The following is a 24,668-nucleotide window of genomic DNA, read 5'->3' on the forward strand; positions in this document are numbered from 1 at the left end:
TCAAAATCCTCTTGGGCTGGGCGCGGCGGCAACACCCATCTTCTCCAACGCGAACGCGACGCGCAGCGCGATGTCCTCGCGCCATGGCGCGGCGATGATCTGCACGCCGATCGGCAGCGGATCGAGCGGCACCGGCACGGCGACCACAGGCAGGCCGATGAACGAGATCGGCTGGGTGTGGATGCCGATATTGGCGCGCACCGGCATCTCGACGCCGCCAAGATTGAAATTGACCTGGCCGAGCTTCGGCGCGGTGCATGGCGTCGCCGGTGCGATCAGCACGTCGACGGATTTGAAAATCTCGGCGAGTTGCGCGCGATACCAGCGGCGGAATTTTTGCGCGCGGTCGACCAGCGGCGCCGGCACCATGGCGCCCGCAATCAGCCGGTCGCGCACGGCGGGATCGAAATCGTTCGGCCGCTTGCGCAGCCGATCGAGATGCAGCGAGGCGCCCTCGGTGGTGGTGATGACATAGGCCGCCGCGCGGGCGCGCGCAGCTTCGGGCACGTCCACCACGCGCGTTGCGCCCAGCGCCTTGGCGACGCGGCTGACGGCTTCGACAGCTTCCGGAAACAAATTGGTCTGGAAGTACCCGCCGGCGATCGCGATGCGCAGGTCGGACACCGGATTGGCAAGCAGCGGTGTCGTCGGCTCCAGACCACGTGTGGTGGTGCAGGCGGCATCGTCGGCATCCGGTCCCTGCATGGCGTCATAGGCCAGCGCGAGATCGGTGGCGGAGCGCGCGAACGGGCCGAGATGATCGAGGCTCGCGACGAACGGGAAAGAGCGCGCACGCGAGAGCCGGCCATAGGTCGGCTTCAGGCCGAAGATGCCGCAGAACGAGGACGGCACGCGGATCGAACCGTTGGTGTCGGAACCGAGCGCGATCGGCACCAGCGCGCCACCAACGGCGCTGCCCGAGCCGCCGGAGGAGCCGCCGCTCATCCGCGTCGTATCGTGCGGATTGCGCGAGGGACCGTCATGGACGTTCTCGCCGGTGAAGTCATAGGCGTATTCACCCATGTTGAGCGCACCGACCAGCACGGCGCCGGCCGCTTCCATGCGCTCGATCAGCGTGGCATCGCGCGTGGCGGGTGCGCGATCGCGGTTGATCTTCGAGCCTGCGCGCGTGGCGAGGCCTGCGACGTCGAACAAGTTCTTCACCGCGAACGGCACGCCGGCCAATGGGCCGACGGACTTGCCGGCGGCGATATCGGCATCGATTGCGCGCGCTTTGGCGCGGGCGCGATCGGCGGTGATGTCGGTAAACGCATTGAGGATGGTGTCGTGCTGCTTGATGCGCGCAAGCGCGGCTTCGGTCGCATCGAGCGCGGACATCTTGCGGCCCGCAACCGCGCTCGCGATCTCGGAGGCCGTCATCTCTGGCTTGGTCGTCATGGCGGCGTCAGACCGTGAACACGGGCGCCGGCTCGGTCTCGTCCGGCAGCGCGAATTCGTCGACGAGGCGGCCGAGCCGCAGCGAGACCTCGAGATTGGCGCGGATGGACGCCCTCCATGCTTCCTCGACGGGCAACGCCAACGCTTTGGTGACAGCGTCGATATAATCGTCCAACGGTTCGGCCATCACGCTCCCAAACAAGCTCTCAGTGTGCGCTCTGTCTGCAGCGGCGGATGCGGGATCGCCGTCAGCAGCTCCTTGGTGTAGTCGTCCTGCGGATCGCTCAAGACCCGCTCGGAAGATCCTTCCTCGACGATTCGACCCGACCGCATGACAATGACACGATCGCACAACAAGCGCACTACGTTCAAATCATGCGAGACGAACAGATAACTCATACCTAGTCGGGCCTTGAGGTCCTGGAGCAGATTGAGGACCACGGCCTGGACCGAAACGTCGAGCGCGGCGGTCGGCTCGTCCAGGATCACGAGTTTCGGGTGCAGGGCGATGGCGCGGGCGATGCCGACGCGGGCTTTCTGGCCGCCCGACAATTGGTGCGGGAAGCGATCCAGCAGATTGTGCGGCAGGCCCACCATGGTGGCGAGCTCCTCGCAGCGGGCGCGGAGCGCGTCGCGCCCCCTGACGTCGCCGAGCTGCATGATGGGATCGGCGATGGCACGCACGGCGGTGAAGCGCGGGTTGAGGCTGTCGGTCGGATCCTGGAACACCATCTGGATGCGGCTGCGCTGCGGCAGCCGGGCAAAGCCGGCGGGCGCGATGCCGCCGATGTCCTCGCCGTCGAACTGGATCAGCCCCGAGGTCTGATCCAGCAGCCGCATCACCATCATCGACGTGGTCGATTTGCCGCAGCCGGACTCGCCGACCAGGCCGACGCTCTCGCCGTGACCGATCGAGAAGCTGATGCCGTCGACGGCGCGGAACACGTCCGGCTCGACCGGCGGCTTGCGGCCGAACAATTTGCCGAGCGTGGCGGTGGCGCCCTGGCGGGGATATTCCTTGACCAGCTTGTCGATGAGGAGAAGGGGCTGCCCGCTCTTCCTGGCCTCGTCCTGCGAAGCCTGATGGATGGCCCGGTCAGGCCCGGCCACGACGGCTGAGCCTTCCTCCTCCGGCAACAGATCCCGCAGGCTCACGCCGAGCCGCGGCGTCGCGCGCATCAGCTTCTTGGTGTAGGGGTGCTGCGGGTTGGCGAAGATGTCGGCGGCCTTGGCGGTCTCGACCACCCTGCCCTTTTCCATCACGACGACGCGGTCGCAATAAGCAGCGGCGAGGCCGAGATCGTGCGTGATCAGGATGGTGGACATTGCCTTGCGCTTGGTCAATTCCACGATCAGATCCATCACCGCCTTCTGCGTGGTGACGTCCAATCCGGTCGTCGGCTCGTCCGCGATCAGTAGCTGCGGATTGCAGGCGAGCGCGAGCGCGATGACGACACGCTGGCACATGCCGCCTGACAATTCGAACGGATAGGCGTGATAGCGCTCGCGCGGGCGGGCGATCTTGACCTGCTCCAGCGCCTCGATCGCCTTCTCGCCGCGGTCCGAAACCATGGCCTGCTGGACATGGGTGCGCAGCACGTCCTCGATCTGGTCGCCGACCTTCCGGATCGGGTTGAGCGCGGCGCGCGGATTCTGGAAGATCATCGAGACTTCGCGACCGCGCAGATCGCGCATCTGGTCTTCGGTCGCGGCCTTGACGTCGATGCCCGAGAACATCACCGAGCCTTCGGCGATCCGCCCCGCACGGTCGAGAATGCGCATCACCGCATACGACGTCACCGATTTGCCGGAGCCGGACTCGCCGACGATCGCAAGCGTCTCGCCCTTGGCGACGGAAATGTTGACGTGCTGCACCGCCTTGACGATGCCGCGGCGGGTGGTGAATTCGACGGTAAGGTCCTGGACGTCGAGCAGCGGCGGGGCGGTCATGGGCACCTCCCAACTAAAAATGGCGAAAACAACCCCATGCACAGTAGAATGAGGTTGATTTCATTGGGGAATTTCGAGCGAAAAAGTACGCCTAACCCAGCCATCACGTCCTCCGCTGGGGGTCGACGATGTCGCGCAGGCCGTCGCCGAGGAGGTTGAAGCAGAACACGGCGATCATCAAAGCGAGGCCCGGGAATAGCGCGATCCACCATTCGCCTGACACCATGAAGCCGGCGCCTTCGGCGACCATGATGCCCCATTCGGCCGTCGGCGGACGGACGCCGAGGCCGATGAAGGAGAGACCGGCGGCATTGAGGATGGCGTAGCCCATGGTCAGCGACATCTGCACGATCATGATCGGCATGATGTTCGGCAGGATATGCACGAGCAGAATGCGGAATTCGCCGTTACCGGACAGACGCGCGGCCTGCACGAAGCCGGCGTTACGGCGGACATTGGCTTCGGCGCGCGCAACGCGGGCGTAGAGCGGGAAGTTCACGATGGCGGTGGCCAGGATGATGTTCTGCACGGTGTTCCCCAGCGCGGCGACGATGCCCATGGCCAGCACGAACAGCGGGAACGCCATGATGGTGTCGGCGACGCGGCCGACGATGCGATCGGTCCAGCCGCCGAAATAGCCGGCCGCGATGCCGGCGAGCCCGCCCATCAGGAACACCAGGGCGACGGAGGCGACCGCGATGAACGTATCGAGCCGCGTCGCCACCACGACCCGGCTGAAGATGTCACGGCCCAATTGATCGGTGCCGAACCAGTGCGCGGCCGACGGTGGCTTCAGCGACGCCACGGTGTCGGACGCCAGCGGGTCATACGGCACCACATAGGGGCCGAAGATCGCGGCAAGGAGGATCACGATCAGCAGCGCGAATGCAAAGCCGGTGACCTTGTTCTCGCCGAGCACGTAGCGGGTCTGGTCGAGGAGCGCGACGAGACCCGACGTGCGCGCGGGGCCGACGGGTTCAACAGCAGGCGCAACGGTGCTCATGATTAGCCCTCCAACCGCACGCGCGGGTCGATCACGCCATAGAGAATGTCGATCACGAGATTGAGCAGCACGTACATCACCGCCATGGTCAGCACGAACCCCTGCACCGGCGCGAAGTCCGACGAGATCAGCGCTTCGACGGCGTAAGAGCCGATGCCTGGCCAGGCGAACACTTTCTCCACCAGCACGTTGGCGCCGAGCAGGAACGAGAACACCATGCTCAGCGTGGTGATGACGGGGAGCATCGCGTTGCGGAAGGCGTAGGTGACGATGACGGTCGCCGGCGACAGGCCGCTGGCACGCGCGGTGCGCACGAATTCGGAGGACAGCACCGCCAGCATCGAGGCGCGCGTCATGCGCGCGATCGGCGCCAGCGAGAAGATCGCAAGCGTCGTCGCCGGCAGGATGAGCTGGCTGCATGCCGAACGGAACGCCTCGAAGTCGCGCGCGATCAGGGTGTCGATCAGATAGAAGCCGGTCACTGTCGGCGGCGCGCTGTAGAACACATCGAGCCGGCCGAGCGGCGCGGGCGACCAGCCGAGCCGGAAATAGAACACATAGACCAGCACCAGACCTGTGAAGAACACCGGCAGCGAGACGCCGGCCGTCGTCGTCACACGGCAGAGATGGTCGACCCATGAGCCCGGCCGCGTCGCCGCCAGCACGCCGAGCGGAATCGCGATCACGACCGAGACGATGAGGCCGAGCAGCGTCAGCTCGGCGGAGGCCGGCAGGCGGTTGCGGATCTCGGCTGCGACCGGCTGGCCGGTCGTGAGCGAGTTGCCGAAATCGCCATGGGCGAGATCGTTGGTGTAGCGAAAGAACTGCTCGATCAGCGGCTTGTCGAGGCCGAGTTTTTTCCGGATCTGCTCGACGGCTTCTTTCGTTGCGGCGGGGCCGGCGAAATACGCCGCGGGATCACCGGGCAATGCGCGGGTCAGCAGGAAGGTGACGATGACGACCCCGATCAGCGAAGGAATCGCGAACATCAGGCGCTTGCCGATCATGGTCAGCATGGCGACTTCCTCTTGCGCGTTGAATGAACCCGACACGCGGCCACTCGCTCCGCTGCGTTCCCTCCCCCCTTGTGGGGGAGGGCTAGGGAGGGGGGTGGCTCCGGGAGAGATCGGAGTTTGTGGCTACCCCTCTCCCCACCCCTCCCCCACAAGGGGGGAGGGAGCCTGAAAAGCGTGCTCACCTCACTGCGAAGGACAGCGCCCGCCATCCCCTTACCCCTTCGCCATCGCGCGATAATCCAGCCTCCGGTGGAACCAGTATTGGTAGCCGCTGATGTTCTTCTGCATCGCGACGTTGACGAACGGCTGGTACAGCGGGATGCGCGGGATGTCGCTGTAGGCGAGGTCGACGAAGCCCTTCACGTCGGTGTCGTAGGTCGCGGTGTCGCCGGTCGCGGCGGCCGCGCGTGCGCCGTCGATCAGCTTGTCCATCTCCGCCGACTTGTAGCTCATGGTGTTGAAGACGGAATTATTGCCGTGATAGCACCAGTAGAAGAAGTATTCGGGGTAATCGAGCCAGCCCGAGAATACGTTGGTGAAGAGCGGCATTTCCTTCTTGTTCAATTCGGTGCGCCAGTTGGCGCCGGGCACCTTGTTGATGGTGGTCTTGATGCCGATCTGGGCCAGGCTCTCCTGCACCAGCACGCAGAGCGGCTCGTTGACGCCGGCGAAGTTGAGGTCGAACGAGATCGTGGTCTCGAAGCCGTTCGGGTAGCCGGCCTCGGCCAGCAGCGCCTTCGCCTTGTCCATGTCGGTGTTGTATTTGTGCGGCTGCGGCCAGGCGACTTCGGTTGGCTTGTCCTTGGGCGCGCCGAACATCGGGTTAGCCAGCCCGAACATCACCGCGTCCATGATCTTCTGATAGGGAATCGCGCAGGCGACCGCCTGACGTACCTTGGGATTGTCGAACGGCGGCTTGGTCACGTTCATGCCGATATACTGGATGCCGTTGGAGAACGGCAGCGACACCACGTTGAGCTTGCCGCTCGCCTTCATCTCCTGGAAATCCTTGAACGGCAGCTCATAGGAGATGTCGGCGTCGCCGCGCTCCAGCAGCGCGCGGCGATTGCCGGCCTGCGGCACCATGCGCCAGATCACGCGCTTGATCTTCGGCAGCGGGCCGCCGACCCAATCGTCGTTGCGCTCCATCACCACTTCGGTGCCGGCGGTCCACTTCGTCACCTTGTAGGCGCCGGAGCCCGCGGTCTGCTGCTTGGTGAATTCGAGTCCCCAGGGATCCTTCTCGCTGGCGTTCTTCTTCACCAGCTCGGAATTGATGATGCAGGGCACGATCACCGCGAGATCGGGGATCGTCAGCTTGTCCTTCTTCAGGAAGTCGACACGTACCGTGTAGTCGTCGATCACGACGAACTGCTCGGGTTTCGTGAGCGAGCCCGCGCTCATCTGGAAGGTGGGGAATCCGCCGACGCTGACGGCTCGGTCGAGCGACCACTTCACGTCCTTGGCGGTCACAGGCGCGCCGTCGTGGAATTTGGCGTTCTTCTTCAGCTTGAAGGTGACCGACCTGTCGTCGATCTTGAAGTCCTCGGCGAGTTCGCCCTTGAACTTGTCGCGGTCGTAATAGGGCACGCCGCCGGGGCCGGTCTTCATCTCGTGGCTGAGCAGGCGGTCGTAGCAATTCCAGGACACCTCATAGCCGGGCACGTTGGTGCCGACGCCGTGGATATCGAGATTGTTGGGGCCGCCTTCCGAGACGATCAGCAGCGTCTCCGAGCGCGCATCGGCCTTGGCCGACGAGATCACGGACGGCATGGCCGGAAGCGCCGCGCCTGCGGCCAATCCGGAAACGGACTTGAGGAAATCGCGGCGCTTCATGGAATGGCTCCAACACAAAAGTTTTCTGGTTGGAACTGGATTCGCAAGGTTCGTGCCAAGGCTTAAGCAAGGATTAAACCAGCTAAGCCTATGAAATGTTTATAGGAAAAGGCTGCTATCCGGGCCGTCGATCAGAAGCCAAGCCGTCGGACATTGCATACAAACAGGTATATTTGCCTAAAAAATATGCTTCGAGAATACCAGCCTATTGCGTGAGCGCGTCTCGCCCCTAGGTGGCGCGGCTATCGATCGCGGCCCGTCACCCCGGCCAGATCAGTTCCTGAAGTTCGACCAGATCATCCGCCTGCTCCTGCCAGCCCTCGATGCAGATGTGGCTGTTGAGGTCGCTGGCGCGATGCAGCAGCATCAGGGCCATCAGCCGTCGCTTGAGCGCGAAGTCGAGCTTCGCATAGCCAAAGCCTTCGAGCAGGTTGCGCACCCTGCCCGGCCGGCCCGCTGCCATGAAGGCGCTAGGGCCGAGCAGATCGTAGTCCCGCCATCCCGCCAGCACGTCGCCGAAGTCGAACAGGCCGGCGAGAGACCATTGATCGTCGTGGCGGGCGAGCAGGAAGTTCTCCGGAATGTATTCGCCGATCAGGATCACCGGCGACGCATCCATCGGAATGAGCGCGGCCGCATCACGCAGGAGATCGTCGAGGCCGGCGAGGAATTTCGGCGCCAGGCCGAGACGCGTGTGCCGCGCCTTGCAGCCCTGCATCTGGGCCCGCATGAAGTCGTCCCAGCGCGGCTGGATCTGCGCGAGTGAGCCGAGCGGCGCGCGCTGCACGGCGGCGATGGTCTCGCCGATCTGTCGCAGCACGCGCTCCTTCTGCGCTTCCGGCAACGACGGCCAGACCTCCGAGCCGAGCGTGCCGGCAAGGCGCGTGATGATCAGATAAGGCCAGCCGTCGCGCTCGCCTTCCGCGACGATCTCGGGAATTGGCAAGTCAATGCGACCGGCAAGCTGGGCCAGCGAGCCGTGCTCGGAGACGAACTGCGCGCGGAGCAGCGGCGGGAAGATTTTCAGGATCAGGCGATCGCCGAGCCCGACCACGAGATTGGTGCCGGTGGCAAACACGTGCGGCGCGCTGGCATCGAGATCGTGGCTGCGGGCGATGTCGAGTGCGATCGGCAGCCATCGCGGAGGGTCGGCGCGAAAGGCGCGAAAGCTTGCCGCGTCGGCGAGGTGGGGGAGTGGCATCGACATCGTAACCTAACGGCTGTTGAGCTCGTCATGCCCGGGCTTGTCCCGGGCATCCACGTTCTTCGTGCTGCGGCCAAGGCGTGGATGGCCGGGACAAGCCCGGCCATGACGCTGTGGAACGGCCTTGCGCCTTAACGCCGAGCTACCATCCCTCCCCCTACCTATCCGGGCTGGCGCGCTCGAACTGGCGCAGGATCTTGTTGCCGCGTTCGACCGCAGCATCGAGCGCGGCTTGCGCGCTCTTGCGGCCGGCAAAGGCCTGCTCCAGCTCGTCCTCGATCGCGCCGCGGATCAGCACGAAGGAGCCGAGCCGGATGCCCTTTGAATTCTCCGTCGGCGGATGCAGCGTGATCTCTTCGAACGACATCGCCGAGCCCGGATTGCGCTCGTAAAAACCTTGCGCGCGCGTCAGCTCGAAGGCGGCGCGGGTGACAGGCAGATAGCCGGTGTTCTGGTGCCAGGCGGCCTGCACGCCGGGCTGCGACAGATAGGCGAAGAATCGTGCCACGCCTTTGTATTCCTCGCGCGGACGGTCGCGCAGCACCCACAGCGTGGCGCCACCGATGATCGAATTCTGCGGCGCACCCTTCACGTCGGGCCAATACGGCATCATGCCGTAGCCAATCTCGAACTTCGAATTCGCCTTGATGTCGGCGCGCGTCGCCGAGGAGCCGATGAAGATGCCGCATTCGCCGTTCTGGAAGCGCGGCTCGGCCGACTGGCCGCGGCCGCTATAGTCGAACACTTTCGTTTTCTGCCACTCGCTGAGCTCGGAGACGTGACGCACGAGAGACGGATTGTTGATGGTCAGCTCGGCATCCAACGCGGCAAAGCCGTTCGCCCGCGTTGCCAGCGGCAGATTGTGGAAGGCTGAAAAATTCTCGACATGGATCCAGGACGGCCAGGAGGTGGTGAAGCCGCACACCGCGCCGCGATCGCGCAGGCGTTTTGCAGCAGCGCCAAGCTCCGGCCAGGTCTTCGGCGGCGCCTCCGGATCGAGCCCTGCGTCGCGGAACATGGTCTTGTTGTAATAAAGAATCGGCGTCGACGAATTGAAAGGGAAGGACAAGAGATTGCCGGCCGCATCGGTGTAGTAGCCGGAGACCGCGGGAAGGTAGTCATTGAGCGAGAACGGCTCCTTCATGTCCCGCATCAGGCTGAACACGGGATAGATCGCGCCCTTGGCCGCGGTCATGGTGGCGGTGGCGACCTCGTTGACCTGGACGATCGCGGGCTGGCTGCGCGAGCGGAAGGCGAAGATCGCGGCCGTCACCGTCTCGGTGTAACTGCCCTTGTAAGTTGGCACCACGCGATAATCCGGCTGCGAGGCGTTGAAGTCGGAGGCGAGCTTTTCCAGTTGCCGGCCGAGTTCGCCGGACATGGCGTGCCACCACGCGATGTCGGTCGCGGCACGCACCGGCGCGGCCAAGGAGAGCGCCGCAAAGGCGGCGACGACCTGCAAAAGGCGCGATGCTGAAGTCACGATGGCTCTTTCCATGCCGCACCGACGAAAGCGGCTGCCCCTGCTTAAGGCGCGGCATTTGCGGTTTCAACCGGGAATGAGCCCCGGCCGCGCCGCACAATCACGTCGAGGCGCCCGGCGGGATGGCCTTCCCACGACCATCTGCTAGATTGCATTGAACCTTTTCCTCCCGCCATAGACTCCACCACTGAGGGGTTGAGTGTGCCAGTGTTGAACCGTGCCGAACGCACGCGGACCGGGGTGGTTTTCGTCGCGCTTTTGATCGCCCTCTGCGCGACGGGAGCTGCTGCGCGTGAGTTCCGCGCCGCCGACACCCAGACCGAGGATTATCCGACCGTGCAGGCGCTGCGCTACATGGGCGCCCTGATCGCCGAGCGCAGCGGCGGTCGGCACGAGGTCAAGGTCTTCCACTCCCGCCAACTCGGCGAGGAGAAGGAGACCATCGAGCAGACCCGGGTCGGTGCGATCGATCTCAACCGGACCAATGTGGCGCTGATCGGCAATTTCGTTCCGGCGATGAACGTGCTGGCGATGCCGTTCCTGTTCCGGTCCATCGAGCACATGCAGAAGGTGCTGGACGGGCCGATCGGCAGCGAGATCCTCGGCAGCTTCGAGCCCTACGGCTTCGTTGGCCTCGCCTTCTACGATTCCGGCGCGCGATCGATCTACAACGGCGCCCGCCCGGTCAGAAACGTCGCGGACCTCAAGGGATTGCGGATCCGGGTGCAGCAGTCGGAGTTGATGAGCCAGATGATCCGCGCGCTCGGCGCGGAGCCGGTCGAGATGCCCTATGGGCAGGTGCTTGCCGGGCTTGCCAACCACCTGATCGACGGCGCCGAGAACAACTGGCCATCCTACGTGACGACGGACCATTACAAACATGCCGGCTATCTCGCCCTCACCGAGCACACCATGAGCCCCGAAGTGCTGGTGATTTCGCTGAAGGCCTGGAAAAGCCTGTCGGCCGACGAGCAAACCATCTTCAGGGAAGCCGCACAGCGCTCCAGCCGCTTCATGCGCGAGAAATGGCGCGACCTGGAGGAGCAGTCGCAGCGCAAGGCGGAAGCAGCGGGCGTCACCATCGTCAGGGATATCGACCGCAAGCCGTTCGAAGACGCGATGGTCGCGATCTACGCCAAGGCCGGGCAGGATCCGGCCGCGGCCGCGCTGATCGAACGCATTCGCAAGGTGGAGTGAGGCCTCTTGCCCGGGCTTGGACACAGCGAGCATGCAGACAGGTCGCCCGGCCCGATGGGGCGGCTGCGCGCGCGGCTGGTCGGCGTGCTCCGGGCGGTGCCGATCCGTTGGCGCATCCTGTCGATCGCGGCGCTGAACTCCGCCGTGGTCATCGTGCTGGTCGGGCTGATCTGGAACGGCTCGCAGGTGCTCGGCTCGGCCTGGGACGACGTGCGCCAGGTGCGCGAATCCGACCGGATTCTGGCGCTGCTCGAAAGCGAGACCGGGCGGCTGCACAATCTGATCCACCGCTACATCAACCAGCCGAGCCCCGACCTGTTCGCCGAGATCCTGCTGCTGCGCGAGGCGGTGCTGGGGACGCTGACCAATCGCGCCGCCAAGGACCCGATGCTGTCGGGCTCGGTCGAGGAGCTGGAGCGCACCACCGACCGCTTCCTCAACGGCTTCGGCGAGCTGCGCGGCGTGCAGGCCACCATCGCGAAGACCTACGAGGATCAGGTGCAGGGACCGGCCAGGGACATGGCCGGCCTTTACTCCATCATCGAAGGCGCCACCGGCCATCGCGACGCGCTGATCTGGCCTTCGCTGGGCAAGTCGCGCGAGGCCTTCACCGCGATGCTGGTCGCGGCCAATTCCTACTATCTGTCGCTGTCATCGGGTGCGGCCGACGACGCCCGCCGCAACACCGAGACCATCGAGAAGACCATCCCCGTGATGATCGATCTCGCCGACAACGACCTCCAGCGCATGGCGCTGCGACGACTCGCCGCCCGGACCGCCGCGCTGCGCGAGGGTTTTGCAAAGCTCTCCGAGCAGCTCACGAACCGTACCGAGCTGCTGCGCAACACCATCGACGCCAACCAGGCCGAGGCGATCGGCGCCATCGACGATCTCTCCACCAAGATGCGCCAGCGCGAGCAAAAGGCGCAGGAGACGTTCGACCGCACGCTGGCGGACATTTCCCGTCGCGTTCTCTCCATCGCCGTGATCTTCCTCGGCATCATCCTCACCGCCGGCGTGCTGATCGCGCTGTCGATCCGGCTGCCGCTGCAGCAGATCATGGCGGCGATGCGCGCGATCACGCTCGGCGACCTCGGCCGCGAGGTGCAGGGCACGCGCGCGCGCGACGAGGTCGGAGCCATGGCGCGCGCGGTGGAAGTGTTCCGCGAGAACGCCATCGCGAAGCGCCAGACCGAGGACGAGCTGCGCGCGTCCAAGGAGAAGGCCGAAAGCGCGCTGCTCGAGCTCAACGCCGCGCAGCAGAATCTGATCGATGCCGAGAGGCTCGCAGCCCTCGGCGGCCTCGTCGCCGGCGTCGCGCACGAGGTCAACAACCCGATCGGCATCAGCCTCACCGTTGCGTCGAGCTTTGCCCGGCGCACCGAAATCTTCGAGGCCCAGCTCAAGGGCGACGGCGGCCTGCGCCGCTCGCAGCTGGAAGAATTCGTGCAGTCCTCGCGCGACGCCTCGCAGCAGCTCGTCGCCAATCTCCAGCGCGCCGGCGAGCTGATCCAGTCGTTCAAGCAGGTCGCGGTCGACCGCTCCCATGCCGAGCGGCGACAGTTCTCACTGAGCGAAGCCACCGAGCAGATCATCGCGAGCCTGCGGCCGGTGTTGAAGCGGTCGCCGATCACGCTCCATGTCGACATGCCCGAGGGGCTGCTGCTCGACGGCTATCCCGGCTCCTACGGCCAGATCCTGACCAATTTGTTCCTCAACGCCGCCAACCACGCCTTTGCCGACGGCCGCGCCGGCACGATCACGATCTCGGCGCGGCCGCGCGGGGCCGACGACGTCGAGATCATCTTCACCGATGACGGGGCCGGCATGACCTCCGACGTGCAGCGCCAGGCCTTTGACCCATTCTTTACCACCAGGCGCAATGAAGGTGGCACGGGACTCGGCCTCCATATCGTCTATAACCTCGTCACCCAGCAGCTCGGCGGTCGCATGATGCTGGAATCCAAGCTGGGACAAGGCACTACTTTTCGCATTATCATGCCCCGGGTCGCCAAGGGCGGCGGGCAAAGCACAGAGACTGACGGGACTTCTCAATGGCCGAACAGGACGATGTCCTCCACCTGATCGACGACACCGGTACCGCATCGGAGGATGTTGACGCCCGGAAATGGAAGATCGCCGTCATCGACGACGATCCGGCCGTGCATGACGGTACGCGTTTTGCGCTCTCGGACTATTCCCTCAACGGCCAGGGCCTGGAGATCCTCTCCGCCCATTCCGCGGCCGAAGGTCGCAAGCTGATGGCCGCGCACAACGACATCGCCGCCGTGCTGCTCGACGTCATCATGGAGACGGACGTCGCCGGCCTCGAGCTGGTCGAGTACATCCGCAACGAGCTCAAGAACGAGACCGTGCGCATCATCCTGCGCACCGGACAGCCCGGTCAAGCGCCTGAACGGCGCGTGATCGTGCAGTACGACATCAACGACTACAAAGCGAAGACCGAGCTCACCGCCGACAAGCTGTTCACCTCGCTGACCGCGGCGCTGCGCTCCTACCAGCAGCTCGAGCGCATGCTGCAGACAAGGCGCGGGCTCGAGATCATCATCGACGCGGCTTCGACGCTGTACGATTTCAAGTCGATGCAGCGGCTCGCCGAGGGCGTACTGACCCAGCTTGCCTCGCTGCTCAACGTCGATTGCGCCGGTATCCTGGTTTTGCGCGACAATGGCGGCATCGACCCCGAGCTCTCGGTGCTCGCCGGCAGCGGCTGCTACAGCCGCTTCATCGGCACCACCTCGTCGAAGGCGCTCGACCCCGATCTGCGCGCGATGGTGGAAGCCGCGTTCCAGGGCCGCAAGAACGAATTCGCCGACCACCGCAGCGTGATCTATTTGCGCACCGGAAGCGGCCGCGAGGTCGTGGTGCTGCTGCAGGCCGAGCGCGAGCTGTCCGAGACCGACCGCTCGCTGGTCGAGATCTTCTCCAGCCGGCTCTCGATCGCCTTCGACAACGTCATCCTCTACCAGCAGCTCCAGGCCGCCAACACCCAGCTGGAAGACCGCGTCGCCCAGCGCACCCGCGCGCTGATGCAGGCCAACCGCCGCCTCTCGGCGCAATGGCTGCGGCTGCAACGCGCCAACGGCTTCAAGAACGAAATCCTCGGTACCGTTGCCCACGATCTGAAGAATCCGCTCGGCGTCATCCTCGGCCGCACCGAGATGCTGAAGGAGTTGATCTCGACCGGCGCGTCGTCAGGCGGCGTCGTGGCCCAGGTCGATCACATCCGCGATGCGACCAAGCGCCTGACCACGATGGTCGATCATCTGATCTCGGATGCGATGGCCGATGCCTTCGACATCACCATCCGCCGCGAGCCCGTCGACGTCGCGGCCCTGGTCAAGGAGGTCGCCGAGGCCAACCAGCCGCTCGCCGTCAACAAGCAGCAGGCGATCAGCGTCACCGCGCCCGTCAACGTCGTCACCATGTGCGACACCGACCGCATTCGCGAGGCAATCGACAATCTGATCAGCAACGCCATCAAATACTCACCGATCGGCGGCAAGATCGGCGTCGTCGTCAGCCATGAGGGCGGCGACACCATCGTCCGCGTCAGCGACGAGGGCGCCGGCCTGTCGCCGGAGGATCTCGGCCGCCTGTTCGGCCGGTTCCAGCGGCTGTCGGCAAAACCGACCGCCGGCGAGAGCTCGACCGGGCTTGGGTTGTCCATCGTCAAGCGTATTATCGACATGCACGGCGGCGAGGTGACCGCCGAGAGCGAGGGCCCCGGCAAGGGCTCGACCTTCACCATCACCCTCCCCGCGACCGAAATTTCGTGATCTCAGGACCATGACCCAAAGCCAGCACATCATGATCGTCGACGACGAGGCCCCGGCCCGGGAGATGGTCGGCGATTACCTCAAGATGCACGGCTTCACCGTGACGCTGTGCGACGGCGGTAAGTCGTTGCGCACGGCGATCGACGGCAGCATGCCCGACCTCGTCGTGCTCGACCTCAACATGCCGGAGGAAGACGGGCTCTCGATCATCCGCGACCTCAAGAGCCGCATCAACGTGCCGGTGATCATGCTGACGGCGACGGCAAGCCCGATCGACCGCGTCGTCGGCCTCGAGCTCGGCGCCGACGATTACGTGGCCAAGCCGTGCGAGCTGCGTGAGCTGATGGCACGCATCCGCTCGGTGCTGCGCCGGAGCGCGCCGGCGAAAGCCGTGGCGGACGCGGCGGCTGCGAAATCGGACAAGGAGCAATTGGTACGGTTCGGGACCAAGTGGCTCGATCTCGAAGCGCAGGCCTTGCGCGACGACGAGGGCAACGAGCACCCGCTGACCGCATCCGAGTTCGGGCTCTTGAAAGTGTTCGCGGCCAATCCGAAGCGCGTGCTGTCGCGCGAGCGCCTGCTGGAATTGGCCAATGCCCGCGACGCCGAAGCCTTCGACCGCGCCGTCGACCTGCGCATCATGCGCATCCGCCGCAAGATCGAGCCCGATCCGGCAAAACCCGCCGTGATCCGCACCATCCGCGGCGGCGGCTATTTGTTCTCGCCGGCGGGTGAGAAGGCGTAGGGGCTCCATTGTCGTCCTGGCGAACGCCAGGACCCATTACCCCAGGCAGAGATTGTGGCGCGAGCTGGCAACCACACGTCTCCGCAAAACGTCTCCCTGGGGTAATGGGTCCTGCATCGGCGCTCGCTTTGCTCGCTTGTCCAGGACGACACGGGGAGTGCGAACGCAAAAGCCCGAAATACGTTCCCGGCGCCTCCGCTGGCGGCCTAATCCCCACCCCCGTATTTTCCGTACCTTGAAATTCCACGCTTTTTTGCCCCGAATGTTTCGTCGCGGCTAATTCGACGAAACAATTTGTCGGCGCACGAAACCATTTTCCGCTTTTCGTGCAGACGTCCCGAAACGTTGGCTCATTAACACTTTGGTCCAAGGAAACGCCGCTCGGTTGCGGCGCTACGGGGAGCCAAGTCAATGCCGAACGTCATCGCCATCAACGCCCAAGCCAGCCAGAGCATCATTGCCGCTCAGGCGACCTCGGACGACATGCTTCTCGAAAGCATTGCCGACGGCAACCGGACGTCCATGCACATCCTTTATTGCCGGCACAATGTGCGCGTCTACCGCTTCATCCTGCGGATCGTGCGCGACGCGACTACGGCGGAAGACCTGGTGAGCCAGGTGTTTCTGGACGTGTGGCGGACCGCCGGCCAATTCCAGGGCCGCTCGCAGGTTTCGACCTGGCTGCTCTCGATCGCCCGCTTCAAGGCGCTGACTGCGATGCGCCAGCGCCGCTTCGAGGACATCGACCAGGAAGACGTGCGCCAGATCGCCGATGGTTGCGACACGCCGGAGACCTCGCTCGACCGCAGCGACACCAGCGCCATCCTGCGCGCCTGCGTCCAGAAGCTGTCGCCCGCGCATCGCGAGATCATCACGCTGGTCTACTACCACGAGAAGTCGGTGGAGGAGGTCGGCCAGATCATCGGCATCCCGCAGAGCACGGTGAAGACCCGGATGTTCTACGCCCGCAAGCAACTGGCCGAATTGCTTAAGGGCTGTGGCGTCGAGCGCTTCGCCGCCTGAAATTCAGATATTTCAATGGGATAGGCCATTGGCTTTGGCCCTATCTCGGACACGGAAGTGTTACCGCCGACGAAACAATTGAAACAAAGCACAACATCAGGCGGAAAAACTTCCCTCCTATAAAGCTCACATACGGTTTCGTTAAACCTCCCAAGACCTCCAACGACCCGGACGGGATGCCCCCCTCCGGGTCGTTTTGTGTTTGGAGCAGACAGCTGCGGCAGCAGCACTCCCGTCACGAAGGCGTGACGCGGCGTAACGACTGCCTCGCTCATCCCGAACTGCCCTCGTGACCCTCTCCACGAGTGCCCCATGCTCGAACTTCTCTTCGCTGCCCTCGCCGGCATCCTCACCATCGCCGCGCCGTGCACGCTGCCGATGCTGCCGATCCTGCTCGGCGCCTCAATCGGCCGCAGCTCGCATCTTCGTCCGGCGATGATCGCGCTCGGCTTCGTCATCTCGTTCTCCGCGACCGCGCTGCTGCTCGGCGCCATCACGCGGCTGTTTAATTTCGATCCGAACGTGCTGCGCGAAGCGGCCTCGATCCTGCTGCTCGGCTTCGGCCTGTTGATGCTGTGGCCGGCACCGTTCGAATGGCTGTCGATCCGGCTCAACGGCTGGCTCGATCTCGGCAACTCCAGCGCACGCAGCGCGAGGGCGCACTCGGCGGGCTCGTGCTCGGCACCACGCTCGGCCTGGTCTGGACGCCCTGTGCCGGCCCGGTGCTCGGCTCGATCCTGACGCTGGTCGCAACGACTGAGAAGGCGACCTGGGCCGGCACGCTGCTGATCGCCTACGCCATCGGCGCGGCGATTCCCATGCTGGCGATCGCCTATGGCGGGCAGGCCGCGACCACGCGCGTGCGCAGTCTCGCGCGCATTTCGCCACGGCTGCAGCAGGGCTTTGGCGTCGTCGTGATCGGCTTCGCGCTCGCCGCCTACTTCCAATACGACACGCTGATCGTGGCGTGGCTCACCGGCTTCTATCCCACCGGCCAGATCGGCCTGTGATCATCCCTCAGCTTCACCGGAGGATCTTTCCATGACTTTCAAACTGCTCGCCGTCTCCGCCGCACTGATCGGCATCGCCGTAACAGGCGCCGTCATCCCCGGCATCTGCGACGAGGCCGCGCGCGCTGTCCCTGTCGTCACCGCCGCCGCCAGCCAGGACACCGCGCCCGACTTCGCCGGCATCAACAACTGGTTCAACTCGAAGCCGCTTAATATCGCCGATCTCCGCGGCAAGGTCGTGCTGGTGGACTTCTGGACCTATGGCTGCGTCAACTGCGTCAACACGCTGCCGCACGTCACCGATCTCTATGCCAAGTACAAGGACAAGGGCCTCGTCGTGGTCGGCGTGCACACGCCGGAGTTCCCGTTCGAGCGCTCGGCCTCCAATGTGCAGGCGGCGCTGAAGCGCCACGGCATCACCTATCCGGTGGCGCAGGACAATGATTCCAGGACCTGGAACGCTTACCGCAACCGATATTGGCCGGCGCAGTACATCATCGACCAGAACGGCAAGATCGTATTCCAGCACGAGGGCGAAGGCCGTTATGACGAGATCGACCGCACCGTGGCAAAGCTGCTGAACGCCAATAGCTGACGCCCGGCACGGGTCGCGCCCTTGTTGCTTGACTCCACGGACCCGTCCGTGGAGTTTCGCGGGCCACGTAATCAGCCGCCCGCGATGGACGACGCCACCAACAGCACCGACATTCGCCTTCGCGAGGGCGCCTCGATTGCGCAGCGGCTGGTCATGTCCGGCTTTGCGGCTGCCGTTGCGCTGTGCTTCACGCCGGGCCTGTTCACACACGATCCCCTGGAGGTGATCATCTCCGTGGTCGCGCTGCTCGTTGGAGCAGCGTTCGTCGCTATCATCATGCTGGCGCCGGCGGTGGTGTGGATCATCACGCCGGACGAGATCTTGATCGGCGAGCAGCGCCCGTTCGGAAAACTGCGGACGCGGATCGTCGCCAAGGACGACATCAAGGGATTGCAGGTTCCCGGCAGCAAGAGGGCGAAAGCCCGCTTTCAGCTGGCCTTCACGCTGGCCTCCGGAGAACGCCTGACCTCGCCGCCGATCTCCGACGTCACCCATGTGCACGACACGGTGGCGCGGATCGCCGCGCAATTCGACGTCCCCGACGTCGAGTCTCCGGTCAATCCGCTCGATGCCAGCAATCCCGAGATGCGTCTCGGCGACCCCCTCGAGCCGTTCTCGAAGAGAGACATCAGGATCGTCGCACTGATCGTCGTCGCATTGTGCGCCGTTCCCTACGCCTACAGGCTCTGGCGTGGCCTGTCGCCCGGGTCGGTCGACATCGTGCTGCTGCCCGTCGGCGCGCTCGCCGCTTTTGGCGTTTCCCGTTATGCCAACCTTGTGACCGGCGCGTTCTGGATCATCCGCCAGGGCGATATCCGGATCGAACGCCTGTGGGGCGACGGCACGTTGCGCGCCGACCACATCGAAGGGCGCGACGTCAAGACGATCACGGTCGAGCGCCGCGGCCGCTCCGAGGACGAGCACTGCATCGTCGTGATCCGATTGCAGTCAGGACAACGGTTTCGCAGCCCTCGCATCGGTTCGAGGCCTGAGGCCCGGGCCGTGGGGACGGAGATCGTCCGGCGGCTCGGGATCGCGGCTGAGAATAACCAGATCTGACAGGCCGCGCGCGGTGAGGATGCTGCGACCACTGCTTTTCGCGCCATCCCCCGTTTGTGGCATTGCGCGCGGTCCGTCAAAAAACCAAAGCATTCTCGTGACATATGGTCTAAGGGTGCCTTGAACTTGCCATGAAGATGGCCCTGAGATTTGATGGTTCCAGATGATTTGGCTTTGGCCGCGGGGAGAGCTTGAAATGACGGATTTTCGTCGCCTGACCGGGGTGTTTGTGGCTGCGATCGGCCTGATCCTGTCCGCGCCCCACGCCTACGCCCAGCAGCCCGACCGCGGCGACGAGCCGGGCCTGGTCGCCGACGATGCCTATGAGCTCGATCCGGAATGGCAGAAGCAGGTCGTCTACTTCCGCACCACCGAAGCGCCCGGCACCCTCATCATCTCGACCGCCGAACGGCATCTCTATCTGGTGCAGCCTGGCGGTCGTGCGATCCGCTACGGCATCGGCGTCGGCCGCGACGGTTTTCAGTGGCAGGGTCTGGTGAACATCACCAACAAGAAGGAGTGGCCGGACTGGACGCCGCCGCCGGAGATGATCCAGCGCCAGCCTTATCTGCCGCGCTTCATGGCCGGCGGCCCCGGTAATCCGCTCGGAGCGCGCGCCATGTATCTGGGCACCACGGTCTACCGCATCCACGGCACCAACCGGCCCGACACGATCGGCACCAAGGTCTCCTCCGGCTGCTTCCGGCTCGTCAACCGCGACGTCGCCGATCTCTACGATCGCGTCCCTGTCGGCACCAAGGTCGTCATCCGGCAGAAGCCCGAACTCTGATCTCCTCGCATTAGCGAATATTCCTTTTCCCGATTTTTCGAGAGAGCAACATGATGCGCACTTTTCGTGGCGGCCTGCTGATCGGGCTCGCAGTCGCCGTGCTGGTCGCCGTCCTGGCCATCATCTATGAATTCTACGACACCCGCACGTTGAAGCGCACCGTCCGCCGCGGCGAAGTGCTGTGCGGCGTCAACAAGGGCCTGCCGGGCTTCTCGATCCCCGACGACAAGGGCAACTGGACCGGCTTCGACGTCGATTTCTGCCGCGCGGTGGCTTCCGCGATCTTCAACGACCCGAGCAAGGCGAAATTCGTCGCGCTCGATGCCAACGAGCGCTTCAAGGAATTGCAGAGCCGGAAAGTGGACATCCTCTCGCGCAACTCGACCTGGAGCATGGCGCGCGAGCTCGACTACGATCTCTATTTCCCCGCGGTCGCCTATTACGACGGCGCAGGCTTCATGCTGCCGCGCGCGCGCAACAAGGAGACCGCGCTGGACCTGACCGGGAGCAAGGTCTGCGTCCAGACCGGGACCACCACGGCGCTCAACGTCGCGGATTACTTCCGTGCCAACAACATGAAGTATGAAGAGGTGAAGTTCGACAAGCTGGACGACGTCGTGAAAGCCTACGACACCGGCAAATGCGACACGCTCTCCGCCGACGTCTCCCAGCTCTACGCGCTGCGGCTGAACCTGTCGAAGCCCGGCGACAGCATGATCCTGCCGGACATGATCTCCAAGGAGCCGCTCGCCCCCGTCGTGCGCCAGCGCGACGACGACTGGATGATGATCGTGAAGTGGACGCTGTACGCGATGATCAACGCCGAGGAGCTCGGCGTCTCCTCGGAGAACATCGACGAGGCCCTGAAGTCGAAGAAGCCGGAAGTGATGCGGCTGGTCGGCACCGAGGGCAATTACGGCGAGCAGCTCGGCCTGACCAAGGATTGGGTGGTCCGCATCATCCGCCACGTCGGCAATTACGGCGAGATGTACGAGCGCAACATCGGCGAGAAGTCGAAGCTGAAGATCCCGCGCGGCATGAACCAGCTGTGGAATGCGGGCGGCGTGCAGTACGCGCCGCCGGTGCGGTAAGAGGTCTTTGTCGTCCCGGCCTAGTGCGCAATTGCGCACGGGGGGCCGGGACCCATAACCACCATCGGAAATTGTAGCGGCAGCTAGCAACTCCGAGTCTTTCTCAAACTGCTCCCTGGGGTTATGGGTCCCGGCCTTCGCCGGGACGACACCTCTATTCGAGGCGCAGCTGTGCCCATTGGTACCCTCGCCTCAATACCCCCGCGCCCTTGCCAGCTGCTCGGTGTGGTAATTGGCGTCGCCGAACAATTCCTCGCACACGCGCGCGCGCTTCATAAAGAAGCCGATGTCGAACTGGTCGGTCATGCCCATGCCGCCATGCATCTGCACGCCTTCCTGCACCGCGCGCGTGGCGGTGGTGCCGGCGCGGGCTTTCGCCACTGCGACGGCTGACGCCGCCTTGGCGACGTCCGTATCGAGCGCTTGCAGCGCCTTCATCACGGCGGCGCGGGTGATCTCGATATCGACATAGAGTTCGGCGGCGCGGTGCTGCAGCGCCTGGAATTCGCCGATCAGCTTGCCGAACTGCTTGCGGCTCTTCAGGTACTCGACGGTACGGTTGAACACCTCTTCGCTCAGACCCACCATTTCGGAGGCCACTGCGCCCCGCCCGATATCGAGCACGCCGTGGAGCAAGCCGGCTCCCTGGTCGACTTCGCCGAGCACGCTGTCGGCATCGACCTCGACATTGGCAAGCTCGATCCGCGCCGCATTGTGCGCGTCGACCATGATGGTGCGCTCGATCGCAACGCCCTTGGCCTTGGGGTTGACCAGGAACAGCGTCAGCCCCTCGCGCTCGCCGGCTGAGCCGGCCGTACGCGCAGCGACGATGAGGAGATCGGCAACGTGACCGTCGACCACCAGCGCCTTGGCGCCGGAGAGTTTGAAGCCGTTGCCGGCGCGCACGGCCTGGAGGCTGGTCTGAAGCGGGCGGTGTTTTGCGCCCTCGTCGATCGCGAGCGTCGCGAGCAGGGAGCCGTTGGAAATCTTCGGCAGATACTCCGACTTCTGCGCGGCATTGCCGCCACGGTTCAGTGCCGAGGCCGCGACCACGCTGGTTGCGAGGAAGGGCGAGGGCATCAGCGTGCGGCCGATCTCCTCCATCACCACCCCGGCCTCGACATAGCCGAGGCCGCTGCCGCCGAACTCTTCCGGCACCAGCAAGCCGGCAAAACCCATCTCGGCGAAGGAATGCCAAAACTCCCTGGAGAAGCCGATGGGGTCTTTGCTATCGCGCAGATGCCGCAAATGCGACACCGGCGCCTTGTCGCTGATCAGCCCGCGCGCGCTGTCGCGGAGCATCGATTGTTCTTCGGTGAGGACGAGGGCCATGTGCAATGTCTCTAACGTCTGGCGGAATGCATGTCTGTTGTTGTCATTCCGGGGCACGCGAAGCGTGAACCCGGAATTTCGAGGTTCTCAGGTGCGCAACCGCGCACCTTAGTTCGGTCCTGCGGACCGCCCCGGAACGACGCTGGGGTTACGCCCCCGGCAAATCGAGGATGCGCTTGGCGACGATGCCGAGCATGACCTCGGTGGTGCCGCCCTCGATCGAGTTGGCCTTGGTCCGCAGCCAGGCGCGCGGACGCGCTCCTTGTTTCGAACGCTCGCTCTCCCATTCCAGCGCATCGACGCCGCCGGCCGACATCAGGATCTCGTAACGGCGCTTGTTGAGCTCGGTCCCGTAATATTTCATCGCCGACGAGAACGCCGGATGGGCCTGACCGGCCTTGGCGAGATCGACCGCGCGCTCGGCGCAGGCGCCAAGGGCCGCTTCGTCGACGTCGAAGCTGGCGATGCGGCCACGCAGCATGGAATCGTCGAGCCGTCCCTGCGCATCGGTGCCGACGGAATCGGCCGCAATCTGGCCCAGCGGACGGCCGACGCCGCGCTCGCCCATGCCTGATATCATCGCGCGCTCATGCTGGAGCAGATATTTTGCGACGTCCCAGCCGCGATTGACGGTGCCGACCACATGCGATTTCGGCACGCGGACATTGTCGAAGAAAGTCTCGCAGAACGGCGAGTAGCCGGAGATCAGGAGGATCGGTTTGGTCGTCACGCCCTTCGAGGTCATGTCGAACAGGATGAAGCTGATGCCGTCATGCTTCTTCGCGGCGGCATCGGTGCGAACGAGGCAGAAGATCCAGTCGGCGTAGTTGGCATAGGAGGTCCAGATCTTCGACCCCGTAATGATGAAATCATCGCCGTCGCTCTCGGCGCGGGTCTGCAGCGAGGCGAGATCGGAGCCGGCGTTCGGCTCGGAATAGCCCTGACACCAGCGGATCAGGCCCGCGGCGATCTTTGGCAGATGCTCCTTCTTCTGGGCATCGTTGCCGTATTTCAGCAGCGCCGGCCCGAGCATCCAGATCCCGAAGCTCGACAGCGGGGGCCGCGCGCCGATCCTGGCCATCTCCGCGCGCAGCACCTTGTGCTCCGCGGCGCTTAAGCCCCCACCGCCATATTCCTTCGGCCAGTCCGGTACGGTCCAGCCCTTGTCGCGCATGCGTTCGAACCAGATGCGTTGCGGCTCGGACGAAAATTTTGCGTTACGTCCACCCCAGAACACGTCGGCGTCGGACGTCGCGGGCTTGCGCATTTCCGGCGGGCAATTGGCTTCCAACCAGGCGCGCGTTTCGCTGCGGAATGTTTCGAGATCGGCGGTCTCAGTCTCGCTGGCCCTGGAGTCAGTCATAGGTCGTTTCCATCAATCTATGTCGGTTTGTTGGGCGCGACTCTGGGCCAAGCTCCCGCGGAATTCAACCACTTCCGTGTCACGCATCCGCTATAGTCGCCGCCACGGCGAGCTTGAAAACAAAGAGGAAACAACAATGCGCCTGAAGCTTCTTTCGCCTGGCGAAATGAACGAGAGCCAGCGGCAGACCTATGACGAGTCGATTGCCGGCAAGCGCGGCAGGCCGCCGGCACCGATGATGGCCTGGCTCAACAGCCCCGACATGGCCCGTCACGCCACGCGGCTCGGCGAGGTCCTGCGTTACGATACGATATTTCCCGCGAAACTTTCGGAGATCGCGATCCTGGTGACGGCGCGGCACTGGACCGCCCATTACGAATGGTACGCGCACAAGCGGCTGGCGCTTGCGGGCGGCATGGACCCTGACATCATCGACGCGATCCGCGACCGCCGCACGCCCGTCTTCGACGATCCCAGGGCTAAGATGATCTACGACGTCGCAAAATCGCTGCATGAGGGCCACGGCGTCGAGAAGGGCCTCTATGACGAGGCGGTGAAGCTGCTCGGCGAGCGCGGCGTGGTCGAGGTGATTGGTCTCTGCGGCTATTACACGCTGGTGTCGATGACGCTGAACACGTTTGAGTTCGAGCTGCCGGAGGGCGAGGTGCGGGAGCTGTCGTAAGTTGCCTATCCGGAAACGCTGGGTTTCGGGATCGGCCGGTAGCACTGTCCCGAGGCCGGACTTATGTGGAGCTCATCAACGGAGCAGCCGC

22 protein-coding genes are annotated in these 24,668 nt (G+C 64.5%); 12 read left to right on the top strand and 10 right to left on the bottom strand.

Features of this window, described 5'->3' with window-relative positions; translation table 11 throughout:
- The 8 genes from IVB19_RS35115 to ugpB all read right to left on the bottom strand — a co-directional run bounded on the left by IVB19_RS35115 (nucleotide 1) and on the right by ugpB (nucleotide 9,905).
- Complete coding sequence (locus tag IVB19_RS35115) at nucleotides 1-1,398, bottom strand: AtzE family amidohydrolase (RefSeq protein WP_018456017.1); 1,398 nt, start codon at nucleotides 1,396-1,398, stop codon at nucleotides 1-3.
- Between the two features lie 7 nt (nucleotides 1,399-1,405).
- The gene (locus IVB19_RS35120; protein WP_018456016.1) at nucleotides 1,406-1,585 is read right to left on the bottom strand and encodes a DUF4089 domain-containing protein; all 180 of its coding nucleotides are present in this window, start codon (nucleotides 1,583-1,585) and stop codon (nucleotides 1,406-1,408) included.
- Nucleotides 1,585-3,348, bottom strand: coding sequence for a dipeptide ABC transporter ATP-binding protein (locus IVB19_RS35125; protein ID WP_247295952.1), 1,764 nt, complete (start codon nucleotides 3,346-3,348; stop codon nucleotides 1,585-1,587). The genes IVB19_RS35120 and IVB19_RS35125 overlap by 1 nt, the downstream gene beginning before the upstream one ends.
- 103 nt (nucleotides 3,349-3,451) lie before the next feature.
- Complete coding sequence (locus IVB19_RS35130; RefSeq protein ID WP_018456014.1) at nucleotides 3,452-4,351, bottom strand: ABC transporter permease; 900 nt, start codon at nucleotides 4,349-4,351, stop codon at nucleotides 3,452-3,454.
- Nucleotides 4,352-4,353: 2 nt separating this feature from the next.
- Nucleotides 4,354-5,367: an ABC transporter permease gene (locus IVB19_RS35135; RefSeq protein ID WP_018456013.1), complete on the bottom strand. Its 1,014-nt coding sequence runs from the start codon at nucleotides 5,365-5,367 to the stop codon at nucleotides 4,354-4,356.
- A gap of 213 nt (nucleotides 5,368-5,580) precedes the next feature.
- Nucleotides 5,581-7,203 carry an ABC transporter substrate-binding protein gene (locus IVB19_RS35140; RefSeq protein ID WP_018456012.1) on the bottom strand — a complete coding sequence of 541 codons (1,623 nt, stop codon included), beginning with the start codon at nucleotides 7,201-7,203 and terminating at the stop codon, nucleotides 5,581-5,583.
- Between the two features lie 259 nt (nucleotides 7,204-7,462).
- A complete protein-coding gene (locus IVB19_RS35145; RefSeq protein WP_247338302.1) occupies nucleotides 7,463-8,410 on the bottom strand; it encodes an aminoglycoside phosphotransferase family protein in 948 nt (315 codons plus the stop codon).
- A gap of 154 nt (nucleotides 8,411-8,564) precedes the next feature.
- Nucleotides 8,565-9,905: a sn-glycerol-3-phosphate ABC transporter substrate-binding protein UgpB gene (gene ugpB, locus IVB19_RS35150; RefSeq protein WP_026233069.1), complete on the bottom strand. Its 1,341-nt coding sequence runs from the start codon at nucleotides 9,903-9,905 to the stop codon at nucleotides 8,565-8,567.
- Between the two features lie 186 nt (nucleotides 9,906-10,091).
- On the opposite strand from ugpB, the gene IVB19_RS35155 reads away from it, so the two are divergent.
- The 11 genes from IVB19_RS35155 to IVB19_RS35205 all read left to right on the top strand — a co-directional run bounded on the left by IVB19_RS35155 (nucleotide 10,092) and on the right by IVB19_RS35205 (nucleotide 21,200).
- Entirely contained in the window at nucleotides 10,092-11,087 is a 996-nt protein-coding gene (locus IVB19_RS35155; protein ID WP_026233068.1) for a TRAP transporter substrate-binding protein, read from the top strand.
- 54 nt (nucleotides 11,088-11,141) lie between these two features.
- Nucleotides 11,142-13,172 (top strand): sensor histidine kinase, encoded by a 2,031-nt coding sequence (locus IVB19_RS35160; protein ID WP_018456008.1) that lies wholly within the window; start codon nucleotides 11,142-11,144, stop codon nucleotides 13,170-13,172.
- Nucleotides 13,142-14,887 carry an ATP-binding response regulator gene (locus tag IVB19_RS35165; protein ID WP_018456007.1) on the top strand — a complete coding sequence of 582 codons (1,746 nt, stop codon included), beginning with the start codon at nucleotides 13,142-13,144 and terminating at the stop codon, nucleotides 14,885-14,887. Before IVB19_RS35160 ends, IVB19_RS35165 begins: the two co-directional genes overlap by 31 nt.
- Nucleotides 14,888-14,897: 10 nt before the next feature.
- The gene (locus IVB19_RS35170) at nucleotides 14,898-15,632 is read left to right on the top strand and encodes a response regulator (RefSeq protein WP_018456006.1); all 735 of its coding nucleotides are present in this window, start codon (nucleotides 14,898-14,900) and stop codon (nucleotides 15,630-15,632) included.
- A gap of 411 nt (nucleotides 15,633-16,043) precedes the next feature.
- Nucleotides 16,044-16,655: a sigma-70 family RNA polymerase sigma factor gene (locus tag IVB19_RS35175; protein WP_018456005.1), complete on the top strand. Its 612-nt coding sequence runs from the start codon at nucleotides 16,044-16,046 to the stop codon at nucleotides 16,653-16,655.
- A gap of 312 nt (nucleotides 16,656-16,967) precedes the next feature.
- Complete coding sequence (locus IVB19_RS40835) at nucleotides 16,968-17,396, top strand: cytochrome c biogenesis CcdA family protein (protein WP_247820794.1); 429 nt, start codon at nucleotides 16,968-16,970, stop codon at nucleotides 17,394-17,396.
- Nucleotides 17,330-17,665 (top strand): cytochrome c biogenesis CcdA family protein, encoded by a 336-nt coding sequence (locus IVB19_RS40840; RefSeq protein WP_247820796.1) that lies wholly within the window; start codon nucleotides 17,330-17,332, stop codon nucleotides 17,663-17,665. Before IVB19_RS40835 ends, IVB19_RS40840 begins: the two co-directional genes overlap by 67 nt.
- A 31-nt stretch (nucleotides 17,666-17,696) precedes the next feature.
- Nucleotides 17,697-18,260 (top strand): thioredoxin family protein, encoded by a 564-nt coding sequence (locus IVB19_RS35190; protein WP_018456003.1) that lies wholly within the window; start codon nucleotides 17,697-17,699, stop codon nucleotides 18,258-18,260.
- Nucleotides 18,261-18,344: 84 nt separating this feature from the next.
- Entirely contained in the window at nucleotides 18,345-19,319 is a 975-nt protein-coding gene (locus IVB19_RS35195; RefSeq protein WP_018456002.1) for a hypothetical protein, read from the top strand.
- A gap of 196 nt (nucleotides 19,320-19,515) precedes the next feature.
- Nucleotides 19,516-20,109, top strand: a complete 594-nt coding sequence (locus IVB19_RS35200) for a L,D-transpeptidase (protein ID WP_018456001.1) — start codon at nucleotides 19,516-19,518, stop codon at nucleotides 20,107-20,109.
- 53 nt (nucleotides 20,110-20,162) lie between these two features.
- Nucleotides 20,163-21,200 (top strand): amino acid ABC transporter substrate-binding protein, encoded by a 1,038-nt coding sequence (locus IVB19_RS35205; protein ID WP_026233067.1) that lies wholly within the window; start codon nucleotides 20,163-20,165, stop codon nucleotides 21,198-21,200.
- Nucleotides 21,201-21,392: 192 nt separating this feature from the next.
- Here the strand turns inward: IVB19_RS35205 and IVB19_RS35210 are convergent, their stop codons facing one another.
- Entirely contained in the window at nucleotides 21,393-22,532 is a 1,140-nt protein-coding gene (locus IVB19_RS35210; protein ID WP_018455999.1) for an acyl-CoA dehydrogenase family protein, read from the bottom strand.
- Between the two features lie 148 nt (nucleotides 22,533-22,680).
- Complete coding sequence (locus IVB19_RS35215; RefSeq protein ID WP_085349645.1) at nucleotides 22,681-23,895, bottom strand: acyl-CoA dehydrogenase family protein; 1,215 nt, start codon at nucleotides 23,893-23,895, stop codon at nucleotides 22,681-22,683.
- Nucleotides 23,896-24,031: 136 nt separating this feature from the next.
- Between IVB19_RS35215 and IVB19_RS35220 the strand changes: the two genes are divergently transcribed.
- Nucleotides 24,032-24,577, top strand: a complete 546-nt coding sequence (locus IVB19_RS35220; protein WP_018455997.1) for a carboxymuconolactone decarboxylase family protein — start codon at nucleotides 24,032-24,034, stop codon at nucleotides 24,575-24,577.
- Nucleotides 24,578-24,668: the final 91 nt, after the last annotated feature.

This window comes from Bradyrhizobium sp. 187, assembly GCF_023101005.1.
GTDB lineage: Bacteria > Pseudomonadota > Alphaproteobacteria > Rhizobiales > Xanthobacteraceae > Bradyrhizobium > Bradyrhizobium canariense_D.